This is a genomic window from Candidatus Limimorpha sp. (assembly GCF_056203535.1).
In genome coordinates this window covers 60,825-75,993 of the sequence record NZ_JBADWU010000122.1, presented here as the reverse complement: position 1 = coordinate 75,993, position 15,169 = coordinate 60,825, and the positions used below count along the sequence as shown (strand labels likewise).

Annotated in this window: 10 protein-coding genes and 1 pseudogene; 5 read left to right on the top strand and 6 right to left on the bottom strand. The window is 45.1% G+C overall.

Annotated features, from left to right (window positions below; genetic code table 11):
• Positions 1 to 5 precede the first annotated feature (5 nt).
• The 4 genes and pseudogenes from AC06MN_RS15095 to AC06MN_RS15080 form a co-directional block, all read right to left on the bottom strand.
• Positions 6 to 1,340 carry a glucose-6-phosphate isomerase gene (locus tag AC06MN_RS15095; RefSeq protein ID WP_475673203.1) on the bottom strand — a complete coding sequence of 445 codons (1,335 nt, stop codon included), beginning with the start codon at positions 1,338 to 1,340 and terminating at the stop codon, positions 6 to 8.
• Positions 1,341 to 1,841: 501 nt separating this feature from the next.
• Positions 1,842 to 3,452 (bottom strand): annotated as a pseudogene (locus tag AC06MN_RS15090) (carboxyl transferase domain-containing protein); the annotation flags it as partial.
• Positions 3,453 to 3,462: 10 nt separating this feature from the next.
• A complete protein-coding gene (locus tag AC06MN_RS15085) occupies positions 3,463 to 5,103 on the bottom strand; it encodes a hypothetical protein (protein ID WP_475673202.1) in 1,641 nt (546 codons plus the stop codon).
• A gap of 38 nt (positions 5,104 to 5,141) precedes the next feature.
• Positions 5,142 to 6,818 (bottom strand): T9SS type A sorting domain-containing protein, encoded by a 1,677-nt coding sequence (locus tag AC06MN_RS15080; RefSeq protein ID WP_475673201.1) that lies wholly within the window; start codon positions 6,816 to 6,818, stop codon positions 5,142 to 5,144.
• 326 nt (positions 6,819 to 7,144) lie between these two features.
• Between AC06MN_RS15080 and aspS the strand changes: the two genes are divergently transcribed.
• From aspS to AC06MN_RS15055, 5 genes are all read left to right on the top strand, one after another.
• Positions 7,145 to 8,902 (top strand): aspartate--tRNA ligase, encoded by a 1,758-nt coding sequence (gene aspS, locus AC06MN_RS15075; RefSeq protein WP_475673200.1) that lies wholly within the window; start codon positions 7,145 to 7,147, stop codon positions 8,900 to 8,902.
• A gap of 11 nt (positions 8,903 to 8,913) precedes the next feature.
• Positions 8,914 to 10,188: a DNA cytosine methyltransferase gene (locus AC06MN_RS15070; protein WP_475673199.1), complete on the top strand. Its 1,275-nt coding sequence runs from the start codon at positions 8,914 to 8,916 to the stop codon at positions 10,186 to 10,188.
• A gap of 3 nt (positions 10,189 to 10,191) precedes the next feature.
• Positions 10,192 to 10,926 (top strand): hypothetical protein, encoded by a 735-nt coding sequence (locus AC06MN_RS15065; protein ID WP_475673198.1) that lies wholly within the window; start codon positions 10,192 to 10,194, stop codon positions 10,924 to 10,926.
• Between the two features lie 27 nt (positions 10,927 to 10,953).
• On the top strand, positions 10,954 to 12,048 hold the full coding sequence (locus AC06MN_RS15060) for a 6-phosphofructokinase (protein WP_475673197.1): 1,095 nt from the start codon (positions 10,954 to 10,956) through the stop codon (positions 12,046 to 12,048).
• Positions 12,049 to 12,141: 93 nt separating this feature from the next.
• Positions 12,142 to 12,861 carry a 2-phosphosulfolactate phosphatase gene (locus AC06MN_RS15055; protein WP_475673196.1) on the top strand — a complete coding sequence of 240 codons (720 nt, stop codon included), beginning with the start codon at positions 12,142 to 12,144 and terminating at the stop codon, positions 12,859 to 12,861.
• Here the strand turns inward: AC06MN_RS15055 and AC06MN_RS15050 are convergent.
• Together AC06MN_RS15050 and AC06MN_RS15045 are read right to left on the bottom strand one after the other, a co-directional pair.
• The gene (locus tag AC06MN_RS15050; RefSeq protein WP_475673195.1) at positions 12,853 to 14,013 is read right to left on the bottom strand and encodes a DUF819 family protein; all 1,161 of its coding nucleotides are present in this window, start codon (positions 14,011 to 14,013) and stop codon (positions 12,853 to 12,855) included. The two genes, AC06MN_RS15055 and AC06MN_RS15050, sit on opposite strands and share 9 nt — an antisense overlap.
• 9 nt (positions 14,014 to 14,022) lie before the next feature.
• Positions 14,023 to 15,165: an acyl-CoA dehydrogenase family protein gene (locus AC06MN_RS15045; RefSeq protein WP_475673194.1), complete on the bottom strand. Its 1,143-nt coding sequence runs from the start codon at positions 15,163 to 15,165 to the stop codon at positions 14,023 to 14,025.
• Positions 15,166 to 15,169: the final 4 nt, after the last annotated feature.

Below are 15,169 nucleotides of genomic sequence, written 5' to 3'. Positions count from 1 at the left end.
ATCATTTACAGTTCCAAACGCTTCTTTAAAGCCTCGGTCTGCGATTCGTAGCCTTTCTTACCCAACAAAGCGAACATGTTTTTCTTATAAGCCTCAACGCCAGGCTGATTGAATGGATTCACGCCCAAGGTGTAGCCGCTCAAGGCGCACGACATCTCGAAGAAATAAATCAATTCGCCAAGCACTTTTGCAGAAATCTCAGGAATGATGATGCGGATGTTCGGCACACCGCCGTCAACATGAGCCAAAATCGTTCCCAATTCAGCCTTGTGATTGACTTCGGAAATGCGTTTGCCGGCAATGTAATTCAACTGATCCAAATCCTCGGTTTCATTCGGGATGCGCAATTCGCGGTTGGAGTTTTCAACCGAAATGACCGTTTCAAAAATGTTGCGCAAGCCATCTTGGATGTATTGTCCCATCGAATGCAAATCCGTTGAGAATGTGACTGATGCAGGGAAAATACCTTTATGGTTCTTTCCATGGCTCTCGCCAAACAACTGTTTCCACCATTCGGAAAAATACACTAAACGCGGCTCATAGTTGACCATGATTTCGTTGGTCTTGCCCATATCGTACAAGGCCTGACGCACCACGGCATACTCCGAAACAGGATCGCCGTTCAAGGTTGGATTGGCCTTGCACATCTTTTCCATTTCGGCTGCACCTTTTATCAATTGGCGGATGTCGATGCCAGCCACTGCGATTGGCAGCAAACCGACAGGCGTGAGAACCGAGAAACGGCCACCGACATCATCAGGGACGACATAAGTCTTGTAGCCTTTCACATTGGCCAGCTGTTTCAAAGCACCTTTTGCCTTGTCGGTGATGGCGATGATGCGCGAAGCGGCTTCCTTCTCGCCATATTTATTAATAATGTGTTGTTTCAGGATGCGGAAAGCGATGGCAGGTTCTGTCGTCGTGCCCGATTTCGAAATCACAGCCAAGGAATAATCCTTTTTGTCGAGAACCTCCATCAGTTCGCTGAGATAATCCTCGCTCATGTTGTGGCCTGCGTAAACAATCAGCGGCTTTTGGTCAGTCAAAGGAGCAAAATGATTCGACAAAGCCTCAATCACGGCGCGGGCGCCAAGATAGGAACCACCGATGCCGATGACGACAAAAATGTCGGATTTTGCGCGTAAGTCTTTGGCTGTCTGCTCAATATCACTAACGAGCGTTTCGTCCAATTCAGAAGGTAGATTGACCCAACCGAGAAAATCGTTGCCTTCGCCAGTCTTGTTGTAAATTGTATTGTAGGTGGCTGCAACCTTCGTTTCAGCCGACAGAATCGCGTCCTTTCCACGGAACGATTCGAGATGTGAAAGTTCTAATTTCATTGTGATTAAGTTTTATAATTGCTGCAAATGTACAAAGAATTTGTTTCGATTTAGAATTGGCTTTTGTTTGGCACAAATTTTTGGCGTATGGGTCAAATTGCGTGGTATTTTGAGCATACAAAGTCTCAATGGGTCAAATTGCGTGGTGGATTCTGGCAATAAGATTTGGATGTTCGGGTCAAGCTGCATACCGTTGCGGATGCCGTACTTGATTGTATGGGCTGAGCCGCATACCTTACACTTGCTTTTGTTCATGGTGACTTTGCGTTTTTGAGGGTTTTGATTCCTCCGCGAAGCTAATCCATATTAAGCTTGACGCACCGTCGCACCAAGCAATTTGACCTATAGGTCCTATTTTCGTTTCATGGAATTGTACACGTTGAAAGTCGTTGCACGCAACATCTCTACAATCACAGCGGATTAGGATAGAGACGCTCCAGAGCGTTTTGGTCGTCCTTTTTGTAACATTTGCTGTTTGCAAACAGCAGAAAAAGGAATGTTTTACATCCTAAACACGCCAAACTGCTGCATCGGGAAAGGCTTGTTGAGCGATGCGGCAATGCCTAAAGCCAACACATTGCGCGTGTCAACCGGGTCGATGATGCCATCATCCCAAAGGCGTGCCGTGCTGTAATAGGCCGAGCCTTCGTAATCATATTTGGCCAGAATATCGCGTTTCAATTTGGCGATTTCGTCAGTCGGGACATCCAATCCTTTGTATTTGTATTGGTCTTCCTTCACGGTAGCCAACACATTGGCTGCCTGTTCGCCACCCATCACCGAAATCTTGGCGTTAGGCCACATGAAAAGCAATCTTGGACTGTAAGCACGGCCAGCCATACCGTAGTTGCCGGCACCAAATGAGCCACCGAAAATGACCGTGAACTTCGGCACATTGGCATTTGAAACGGCATGAACCATCTTGGCACCGTCCTTGGCAATGCCACCTTGCTCATACTGCTTGCCGACCATAAATCCCGTGATGTTCTGCAAAAACACCAAAGGAATGTTGCGCTGGCAGCAAAGCTCAATGAAATGCGTCGCCTTTAACGCTGATTCCGAGAATAATACGCCAAAATTAGCAATGATGCCGACAGGGAATCCCATGATGTGGGCAAAACCACACACAATGGTTGTGGCATAACGCGCCTTGAACTCCTGGAAACGGCTGCCATCGACGATGCGTGCAATGATTTCGCGCGGGTCGACGAGCTTGTGGAAATCGACGGGTGCCAAGCCGTACAGTTCTTCTGGGTCATATAAAGGTGCCTCGACGGGCAACATGTCTAGTTTTTGGCGATGCGATTTCTCCAAAGTCTTGAAAATGTTGCGGCAAATCTGCAAGGCATGTTCATCGTTTTCGGCCAAATGGTCGGCGACACCCGAAATGGAAGTGTGCATGTCGGCGCCGCCCAATTCCTCAGCCGTCACCACTTCGCCCGTTGCGGCTTTTACCAGCGGAGGACCGCCAAGGTAAATTGTGCCTTGGTTGCGGACGATGATGGTCTCATCGCTCATGGCCGGAACGTAGGCGCCGCCCGCCGTACACATGCCCATCACGATGGCAATCTGCGGAATGCCCATAGCCGACATGCGCGCCTGATTGTAGAAAAACCTGCCAAAATGGTCGCGATCGGGGAAGACGGTGTCCTGCTCGGGCAGGAAGGCACCGCCGCTATCGACCATATACACGCAAGGCAGATGGTTTTCCATAGCAATCTCCTGAGCACGAAGATGTTTCTTCACCGTATATTGCATATAGGTTCCGCCTTTCACCGTGGCATCGTTGGCAACAATCACCGCCTCGCGGCCTTGAATGATACCAATGCCGGTGATGATGCCCGCCGACGGAAAATCGTTGTTGTAGGTTCCGTAGGCCGCCATCGGCGAAAGCTCCAGAAACGGCGTGTTCGGGTCGATGAGCAAATCGATGCGTTCGCGCGCCAAAAGCTTGTTGCGCTTCTTGTGTTTGGCCACGGCAGCCTCACCGCCGCCTTTCATGGCCTCGCCCATCGCCTGACGGTAATCGGCCATCAGTTTCAGAAAATTAGCCTCCCTTTCCTTGAACTCAGCAGAGTTGGTTTGTATGTTTGATTTCAGTACTTGCATATAGTTTTGTAAATTATTTCACCACAGCTTTCACCGAAGCATTACCTGCTTTTACAACATAAACGCCTGGCTTCAAATTAAATTTGCATTGCGCCACTTGGTTCTGCTGCGCCACAAGGCGGCCATGCATGTCGAAAACCTGAATGTCGGTTAAGCCATCGTTTTCAACGGTAAGCGTGCCTTCCGAAGAAAACACTTTCAAGGATGCTGATTCATTTTCGTCGACATCATAAAAATCGGAATAATACAAGGTAATATTGTGTTCTCCTTCGTATGGAACATCAAAATATCGGCTAGAAAGCCACTTGTTTTGCACAGGGTTTCTCAATATAGGCAAATTGACATATAAATCATTATAAATCAAAGGTAAGCCCAATATAATGGAAGCATCCGTAGTCAAGTCGAAAGTATTTTCATATCTTTTCTTCAAGACCCATTCATCATTTTGGAATTTATAAAAGTAAAAGCCCTTGGCATTTCCATTTTCATCTAATTCATAGGCTTCCTTTTCAATATAGGCGAAATCGCCTGCAGTGTTGCTCCATTTCAAATAGGCGGATGAAATCATCTGGTTACAATCATCGTATTCGTACCTGTACCTGTCTCCGTAAATCCAGTCAAAACCCGAAACAGAACCGCGTGCATAGGTTTCACTGGTGGCATAGCCAGCTTCGTTTCTCACATATTCAACCTTTTTGTATTTCCCCCAATCCAACTCATTACTAGGACCATATTGTGCTTCCAAAAGGAGACTGTCGTTTTGGTCGTATTTGTATTCCGTTTTGGATATTTTTTCCCAGGAACCATAATTATCATACATAGATATACTAAGAATGAGGCGATTTGCTTCATCGTATGTGTATTCTGTCTTTGTAGGATACTCTTCCACCGTTTCCATGGTAATCAGATTATTATTTGCATCATAAGTATAGGCTATTCTTTTTTCCTCATCCCAGCCGGAATACCAATGAAACCTTATTAGCAAAGTCATGTTATCATTAGCATCGTAGGAATATTCCTCTTTGGAAATGTTTTTCCATGAATCAAATGTATTTGATCCCTGACGGATATATAATATCTTGTTTCCGTGAGCATCATAAGCGTACTCATGCCGATATGATGTTTTCCAATTATCTGACATGTATTCCCAAAACTCCTCGGTCAGACAACAATTGTTTTCATCATATGTCCATAATAACTTCTGGTATGGTATACCATAATCATAAGTGATTTTCGACAAACAATTTCCGTTGGCATCATAAGAGTATTCCGTTCTATCGTATTCTCTCCATCCGTCATCTTCAAAGCCATATTTAACATTTAGCAGACAATTGTCATTCTCATCATAAACATAAGTACTTCTAACATTGCTGTTCACAACATAGATTTCAATGGTTTTATGGGTTTCTTTGATTCTCTCAACCAAACGTGCGTGGTCATCGTAGGCATATCTGATGACCGTTTTTCCATTGTCATAAATGTCCACAAGGCTATCGAACCTTTGCGTGTAATTCAATCGGTTTTGCATGGATTTTTCAATCTGCTCGATTGACAATCCGTGTTTCATTCTTTCTTTCAGTGTTTTGTGCGGCTGCTGTGCTGCCGAAAGCAGGCAGGTTAAAGCCAAGGCCAAAGTAAAAGCAAACTTTTTCATGATAAATTGATTTAGAGATTTGTATATGATTTCATTATTTATTTCACCACAGCTTTCACCGAAGCATTACCCGCTTTTACAACATAAACGCCTGGTTTTAAATTGAATTTGCATTGCGCCACCTGATTTTGCTGCGCCACGAGGCGGCCAAGCATATCGAAAACCTGAATGACGGCAACGGTATCGTTTTCAACGGTAAGCATGCCTTCCGAAGAAAACACTTTCAAGGATGCTGATTCATTTTCGTCGACATCATAATAGTCGGAATAATACACATTCATAAACATTTCCTCTCCTTCATAAAAATACGAAATGGTAAGCCACTTATTATGAACCATACATTCCGCAGCGTAAGACGGATCATCAAACAAATCATAATATAATGACTGAATGAAAATCTCATCATAAATTGAATAAAGGCCTAAAATGTTTTCTGCACTGACACTCAAATCGTAGGTGTTTGTCACGCTTTCTTCTAGCTCCCATTCTCCATCACAATCATAGAAAACGGAAATTTCCGTGACATTTCCGTTTTGGTCGAATGTGCAAACCGTTTTTGAAACATTGCAAAGAATATCGGTGATTTCATCCCATTCCATTAAAGTTTCACAAACAAGCCGGTCACGCTCGTCATAATCATACAAACGGCGAGTGCAATTATGGAATTCCGGATAGCCATCAGCATACGAATAGGTCTTACTTGTTACAAAGCCATGTCCGTTCCTCTCGTATTCGTATTTATAATCCTTCCTCCATGTGTTCCCTTCGCCTGAGAAAGTGGCCATTAGGAGGACACTGTCATTCTGGTCGTATTCATATTCTTCCTTATGCACATTCATCCATGTATTTCCTTGGTCGGTTGTGCTAAAGCTCACAATCAGGATTGGCATATTGGATTCATTATAAGTGTATTCGGTCTTCCCTGTCATCCCAGATGATCCGAAATTAATTTTCTGAATCAAATTATTGTTGGCATCATAACCATAGGCATATCTTCTATAAATCCGCCATTCGTTAAGATCTGAATACCAAATACTTGTGGTTTCCTGTAACATATTACTGTTTGTATCGTAGACATATTCAAGCTTACCAGCATCAACCCATGTTTGTCCATCTGCTCTCGCATCTTTGGTCAATAGCAAAATAAGATTCCCATTCGTATCGTATGTGTATTCATTTCTGATATCAGGATACCAAATGTCATCGTATGAGTCGTATTTCCACAATTCCCTTACCGAGATTCGGTTTTCAAAATCATAAGTCCACAATTGCTTTTCACCATAAAAGGGCCAATCCATATAAGTTTCCATTAAAAGGTTTCCGTTTACATCGTATGATCTTTCCACACTCTCTTCTTTTTCCCATTCACCATCATAATCATCATACAGATACTCCGTTTCTTTTATGCAACGGTTACACTCATCATATTCAAACTCTTGCTTATAGCCATCAACAAGAGAACCATATTCGTTTATTTCCGTGACTTTACTTGAGACATTGGCATGCTCATCGTATGAATATTTTTCGACACGCCTGATCCCGTCTAATTCGTAGCATAAACTATCAAACCTGAGCGAATAGTCAGTCCCGTTCTTTACGGAAGGTAGTAAAGGATGATGTTGCATCAATCTTTCCTGAAGAGACATACGAGGTTGCTGGGCGTTCATTGCCAAAACCATCAAGGCAAATGCTAAAAAGGAAAATGCTTTTTTCATAGTTGAAGGATTTAGATTTCTGCAAAAATAGGCTTTTTTTGGCTTGTTAATCAAGGTAAGTAATGATAAAATAATAAGTTAAGGCAAGCCAAAACACCAATACTCTTTCCCTTTTAAACACAAATTGCCACTAATTATTCAAAAAATTAATGTGAATTAATTGATATACATCTAATTATAGCTTATAATAATTCCTGATTCATTTGTGATAATTTGTGTTTGGCGAAGCAAAAAAACAGCTATTATCGTTACAGGTTATTTTTTAATTCTCACTAAACTCATTTTGTTTATTTTTGCAGTTTAGAATTTTTTAAAAACGATACACTATGTACAGAACTCATACTTGTGGTGAACTTCGTCTTGCCGATGCTGGCAAGGAAGTCACGTTATGCGGCTGGGTGCAGCGTGTCCGCGACAAGGGCTCCTTGGTTTGGATCGACCTCCGCGACCGTTATGGAATCACGCAACTTTTCTTGCAGGATGGCGTCAGCAGCCCTGAATTGATGGAACAGGCCCGCAGCTTTGGCCGTGAATATGTCCTTCAGGTAAAAGGGGTGGTCATCGAGCGCGAATCGAAGAATCCGAACATGCCTACGGGCGAAATCGAAATCCGCGTCAATGGCTTCAATCTGCTGAATACCAGCAAGACACCTCCTTTCACCATCGAAGATGTCAGCGACGGTGGCGATGATCTCCGCATGAAATACCGTTATCTGGACATCCGCCGCAATCCGGTCCGCAAGAATTTGGAATTGCGCCACCGCATGGCCATGTTGGTCCGCAACTATCTGAGCGACCGCAATTTCTTGGAAATCGAAACCCCGATGCTCATCAAGTCGACACCTGAAGGTGCCCGCGACTTCGTGGTGCCGTCACGCATGAATCCTGGCGAATTTTACGCCCTGCCGCAAAGCCCGCAACAATACAAGCAACTGCTGATGGTGGCTGGCATGGACCGTTATTTCCAAATCGTGCGTTGTTTCCGCGATGAAGACCTCCGCGCCGACCGTCAGCCTGAATTTACGCAAATCGACTGCGAAATGTCGTTCGTCGAACAGGAAGATGTGCTGAGCATGTTCGAAGGTCTTGCCAAACATCTCTTCAAGGAAGTGAAAGGCCTCGAATTTGGCGATTTTCCACGCATGACTTGGCACGATGCCATGAAATATTACGGCAGCGACAAGCCGGATATCCGTTTCGGCATGAAGTTCGTTGAACTCAACGATGTGGCTAAAGGAAAGAATTTCAGTCTGTTCGACAATGCCGACCTCGTTGTCGGCATCAATGCCGAAGGCTGCGCCGAATATACCCGCAAGCAACTCGACGGCCTGACTGAGTTTGTCAAGCGCCCACAAGTCGGTGCCGGTGGTTTGGTTTACATTAAATATAATGCCGATGGCACATTCAAGTCGTCCGTCGATAAATTCTTCACGCCTGACGATTTGAAACTCATCGCCGAAAAATTCGGTGCAAAACCTGGCGACCTGATGCTGATTCTCTGTGGCGAAGCCATGAAGACCCGCGTACAGCTTTGCGCCTTGCGCCTCGAAATGGGCAACCAGCTCGGCCTGCGCAATCCTAACGAATATGCTCCATTGTGGGTCATCGACTTCCCGCTGCTCGAATGGGACGAAGAAACGCAACGCTACTATGCCATGCACCACCCATTTACGGCGCCAAAACCGGAAGACGAAGCATTGCTTGACGACCCAACGAAATGGGGTGACATCCGCGCCAATGCCTACGACATCGTGATGAATGGTGTTGAAGTCGGCGGCGGTTCCATCCGTATCCACAACCGCACCTTGCAGAACAAGATGTTCCACACCCTCGGCTTCACCGATGAAAAGGCTCAGGAGCAGTTCGGTTTCCTGATGGGTGCCTTCGAGTTTGGCGCACCGCCTCATGCTGGTCTGGCCTTCGGTTTCGACCGTCTCTGCTCGCTCTTCGGTGGCGCCGACAGCATCCGCGACTTTATCGCCTTCCCGAAGAACAACTCTGGCCGCGATGTGATGAGCGGTTCGCCGTCAGCCATCTCGCAGGAACAGTTGGATGAGTTGCAGATTGCTATAAGTGCAAAATGAATTATTAAATTATGGCAAAGCAAAAACAAATAGAGGCAATACGGTTATCTGATTTTCCAGAAGAAATCGATGAAAAAACTGGTTTAAAGTTTTATGGAGAAACTTCATACGAGAACCAGATGGCCGTATTGAGCCAATATTTGCATAACGGAAGCCTTGAAGGAAATGATACAGCTACAAAAAATCAGAGAGAAGAAATCATAGCTGCAATTCTTGAATTTTTGGAAAGAAAAAAAAGTCAACATTCTGATTTTGAATATGATTTGTCTGAAGATTTTGCTTCAATGGTTGCCGAGAATCCAGGACAATACAATTTATTCGAAGATTTTTTTAATGTTCCTTTTCCAAATCCACAACGAAGTAAACACACATTAATTGATTTGTTTGCAGGCATCGGAGGAATTCGACTTCCATTCAACGAATTAGGATACAAATGTGTGTTTTCTTCAGAATGGGATAAATTTGCTCAACAAACATATTTCGCCAACTTTGGTGAAATGCCATTTGGCGATATTACAAAAGAGTCAACTAAGAAACATATTCCTCAACATTTTGATCTTTTATTGGCAGGATTTCCATGTCAAGCTTTTTCAATTATGGGGAAAATGAAAGGTTTTGATGATATTCGTGGAACAATGTTTTTCGAAGTTGCCACTATTTTAGAACGGCATCGTCCACAAGCCATTTTATTGGAAAATGTGAAACAATTGACCACACACGACCACGGACGTACCTTCAAGACAATTCTTCGCATTCTTGATGAATTAGGTTATCACGTAAAATGGCAAGTACTAAATGCTCTTGATTTTGGATTACCGCAAAAACGCGAGCGTGTTATCATTGTCGGGTTTCAAAGTCAAAGTCAAATTGACAAATTTAGTTTTGATTTCACAAAAAAACCACATTCTCTCGAAAAAGTATTAGAAAAAGATGACGAAGTTGACCCTTCGCTATTTGCTTCAGAGATGATTCTTGCCAAACGCAAAAAACAAACGGAAAACAAACGTGTCTTTTATCCTTCAATTTGGCATGAAAACAAAGCAGGAAATGTTTCAATTCTTGATTACGCTTGTGCCCTACGCACTGGAGCTAGTTATAACTATTTACTAGTAAATGGAAAGCGTAGGCCTTCTTCCCGTGAATTATTGCGTTTACAAGGGTTCCCTGATAATTATAAAATAGCAGTTTCACATGGAGAAATTCGTCGTCAGACGGGGAATAGTGTTGCTGTACCTATGATAAGAGAAATAGCTCAAAAAATTGATTATATACTAAATATGAACTGAAGTATGGAACATCCAAAATTACGAGATTCTAAACGCCTGATTACCCACGAACCTTATCCTATCAATGAGATTCCGGAAGAAATTATCAAAAAAATTGGTAAAAAACTCGTTTATTTATTATGTGTAGGTTACAAAGACTTACCAGGAGATGAATGGGGAAATGTTTTCGCAGAAGCTATAGGTGGAACACATTTACAATCACCAGTAGGAATTGCAGATGTAACATTTAACAAAATGGCTTGGTCGATGAAAACCGTCAAAGCAAAAAATCCCCATCGTTCCAATGCTTCAATTCGATTGATTAGTGGACGTTGTTCTCCCGATTATTCGTATGGGATAAATAATCCCCATGAAGATATTGAAGCAACAGGGCGAGCCGTATTGAATATTTGGAATGAACGTGTTAACATTGCTCAGGACTATTATAATCCATTACGAACATCCATCTTGGTTCGCAGCGAAGATTTGCTTACATATACTCTTTTCGAAGAAGAAAACCATCGATTTGTAGCAAGTTCTTACCGTTGGGAAGAAAACAAGAACGGAAATCTGATAGGTGTGGAGATTGAAACAAATGAGCCCAAGTTCACATGGCAGCCTCATGGTTCTCAGTTTACCATTCATACACACGTTCCCACAAATGCTGTGAAATTCAGAATTAAGCAACCTCCAAAACTTGACATTGAAGAGACATTGAAACAAATTCATTTCTCCGATGATTGGGTTCAGATTTTATAATTAATTACCACAAAAAGATAATAAACAATGAAACGCTTACTCGTTCTCACCGGTGGTGGCGATTGCCCGGGCTTGAATGCCGTCATTCGCGCCATCGTGAAAAGAGCCTCTCAGGAAAAAGACTGGGAAGTGCTCGGCAGCATACAGGCCTACAACGGCATCCTTTGGGAGCCAACCGAAGTGGTGCGCCTGACGCCTGAAGCCGTGCGCGGAATACATTTCCGTGGCGGCACCATAATTGAAACCACCAACAAGGGCGGCCCGTTCAGCTGGCCTGTCAAGAATGCCGACGGCACTTGGTCGACAGTTGACCGCTCCGATGAAATGCTTCGCAAACTGCAATACATGGGCATCGATGCGGTCATCAGCATTGGCGGCGACGGTTCGCAACGCATTTCACAGAAACTCTACGAAAAGGGTTTGAACATCATCGGCGTGCCAAAGACCATCGACAACGACCTTTCCTCAACGGAATGTACTTTCGGTTTCCAGACCGCAGTCGAAATTGCTACCGAAGCCGTTGATAAACTGGTCACTACGGCAGCATCGCACAACCGCGTTTTCGTGCTCGAAGTCATGGGGCGCGATGCCGGTTGGATCGCCTTACATTCAGCCATTGCAGGCGGTGCCGAAGTGTGTCTGCTTCCTGAATTTCCATACGACATCAACATTGTGAAGGAAAGATTAGAAAGCCGTTTCGACCGTGACCGTGGCTTTGCCGTCGTGGTGGCTTCGGAAGGTGCACGCCCGAAAGACGGACAACAAGTCTATGAAATCAGCAGCGAAGTCGGCTACGAAAACAAGAAACTCGGTGGCATCGGTCGTCGTTTCATCGAAGAGATGAAAGCCGCCGGCTTCACGCACGACATGCGCGAAACCACCTTGGGTCACTTGCAGCGTGGCGGCATTCCGATTGCCTACGACCGCGTGCTTTCCGCCGAATTTGGCGTAAAGGCTTTCGAAATGGTTTTGAACGGACAGTTTGGCCAAATGGTGGCTTACCGTCATCCGGACTTGATTGCCGTGCCATTGAAAGAAGCCATCGCCCAACCAAATTTAGTGAAAATCGACAGCGATTTGGTCAAGACAGCCGAAGGTCTCGGCATTTCGCTCGGAATATAAAAAGGTAGCGAGGCGACGAGGCTGCGAGAACGCGAGGTTTTAAGGCCTCGAAATCTCGTAGCCCCGTGACCTCGAAATCCCGTGATCCCTATTATGAACATCTCCGTTATCAGCACAGCGCAGCAATGCAATGATTTCAATTTCAGCGGTCAAATTGCCGTTGTGATTGATGTTTTGCGTGCCACTTCCGTCATCACTACCGCCTTGGATAATGGAGCAAAATCGGTGATTCCTGTCAAGACAGTTGAAGAGGCGGAACAGGTTTTTTCGGCTTTGCCGGAAGGCTCGGCACTGAAAGGCGGCGAAAGACATTCCGTGAAAATCGAAGGTTTCGATTTGGACAATTCCCCTTTGAAATACAAAAGGAAAACCGTTGAAGGCAAGGACATCATCCTGACCACGACCAACGGAACAAACGCCATCAACAATGTCCGTCAGGCAGAAAAAGTCGTTTTGGCCTGTTTCCGAAATTTGGATGCCGTTGCCGATTATTTGATTGAAAACCAAAAAGATATTTCCATTGTTTGCTCTGGAACCGAAGGCCGTTTTTCGTTGGATGACGGTTTGTGCGCCGGCATGTTGATACATCTGCTCAAGGCGAAAACGAAATGCGAGTGTGACGATTTAGGCATTCTTCTGGAAAGGTCGTACCAAAGCAGTGCCAGCAATCTTTTTGCCGCATTGACGGCATGTTTCCACGTTAAAAGACTCTTTGCCTTAGGTTTTTACGACGATTTGAAATTCTGCCTCGAAACCAATTGCGTGAAAACCGTTCCTATTCTTAACGGCAATAAAATCATCGCTTTACGGTAAAATGCCGTGGACTAAAATTCCCAAGTAATTTCCTATCGCATAACCGACGACACCCACCGTGATGCCGGTAATGATGACTTTTCTGTTTTTCATCGACTCGGCAATCATCGGGACGAAAAGCGGCGAATTGATTAAGGCAACGGATGAAATCACCATCGTGTCGGAATCGATTTTGAAGATTTTGGCCAGCAAAACCGAAAGGAAAAGCGAACCGAAAATGACGAAGGCAATGTAAGCGATAATGCTAAGACTTGCGCGGTAATCGATGGCGGTAACATCGACCATGGAAGCCACTACCAAGCTGAAAACCAACACTAAATACATGCCTGCATCATAACTTTTTTCCAACTTTCGGACACCCGGAATGAACGATGTCAAAATGGAAAAAGTGGTCAGGGAAAGAATCAAAATGAGCATGTTGTCAATCTTGTGCGCAATCAGAAAACTGATGCCCATGCTGGCCCCAACAATCAAAAGCGACAGGCCAAAAGCCGCCATCGTTTTGCCAAAATGCTGACGGGTGAAAATGCCTTCGTATGTATGTGTTGCATCGCTGATGCTATTCAATTCAACATTTTCCGCCGACTCATTCTGCACCTTTTTCTTTGAAAGCAATTTACGGAACAGCTTGATTCCCACGCTCATAAGAAAAACCAAGTAAACGAAACTAATCAACATATCGAATGTGTTGACCAAAAAATATGTCGTTTCATCGATGCCAAGCGCCATTTTGATGGAAGCCAGATTCGGTGTGCCGCCCGTGTAGACGCCAACCAAGAGACTTGCCACATCTTTCATGTCTCCATTCCCCTGATTGAAAATGAAATAGCCGCCAATATCAGTGGCCAAAACTGCCATTACACCTATTATTAATGCCGCCACTGCACTTTTCAAAGGCCAATGACGGAAATCGCAGCCAAACAAAATCATCGGGATGGCCAACAAAATCGTCACGCTAGTCAGCGTGTCTTGCAGACTTGCAATGGCTTCATTTAGGCCTAAAGGAAAAATGAAAAGATTGGCAACGAGAATGCCAACGCCATAAAGGAGCAGAATCTCGCCCACTTTGTTCAGAGCCTTACTCCGCTTGCAACCATAAATGACCAAAGCCGGAAAAAGCAGATAGAATATGAGAAACAACGCCTGTATCATGGCATTACATCAGCACCCTATCGCCCTCGAAATCACCAGTCTGAGGATTTCCGATGTTCCTTCACCGATTTGCAGGATACGCTGGTCGCGATAGAAGCGTTCCATGTCGAATTCCTTCAGCAGGCCGTGGCCGCCCATCACCTGAACGGCATTGTCGCAGACCTCGGCAGCCACTTCCGAACAATACAATTTCGCCATAGCCGCTTCCTTGCCAAACGGACGGTGCTGGTCTTTCAGCCAACAAGCCTTGTAAAGCAGTCCGCGGGCGGCTTCAATCTTCATGGCCATATCGGCAAGTTTGAAACCGACAGCCTGGAATTTGCAGACGGGCTTGCCAAACTGCACGCGCTTCTGCGAATAAGCCAAAGCCATTTCGTAAGCCCCTTGCGCGCAACCCAAACCCATGGCGGCAATCGAGAGACGACCCGAATCCAAAGTAGCCAACATCATGTGAGAACCTTCGCCGGGTTCGCCGAGAATGGCTTCCTTAGGCAAACGCACGTTGTTGAAAACCAGTTTTCCCGTGTTGGAAGCACGCCACATCATTTTGTCGTCCATAGGCGTTTGCGTAAAACCTTCCACGCCGTTTTCGACCAACAAGGCCGTAAATTCCGGCTTGCCGTTTTTTTCTCCCGAAACGGCTTGCACGCTGGTTCCCAATGTGATAGGCGTTGCGCTGTTGGTGATGAAAATCTTGGTGCCGTTCAGCAGCCATTCATCGCCTTGGCGGATGGCCGTGGTCTTGGTGCCGCGCGAATCGGAGCCGGCATCTTCTTCGGTCAGGCCGAAGCCCCAAAGTTTGTCCTTGCAAAGTTGAGGCAGGTATTTGCGTTTCTGCTCCTCTGTGCCGTAATCCTTGATGGGGCCTATGCCCAAAGAGTTGTCGGCAGCAATGGTGGCAGCTGTCGAGCCATCGACACGCGCCAGTTCCTCAACGGCAATGATGTAGGTGAGGTTGTCCAGACCTTGACCGCCATATTCCTTCGGGACGGTCATGCCCAACAAGCCTTCGGCACCCATTTTCAGGGTCAAATCGACATCAAAATGCTGATGTTCATCATTATATCTTGCAACAGGTTTCACTTCGCCTTCGGCAAAATCGCGCACTTTCTGGCGAAATGCCCATTGTTGTTCTGTCAAATCGAAATTCATAGTT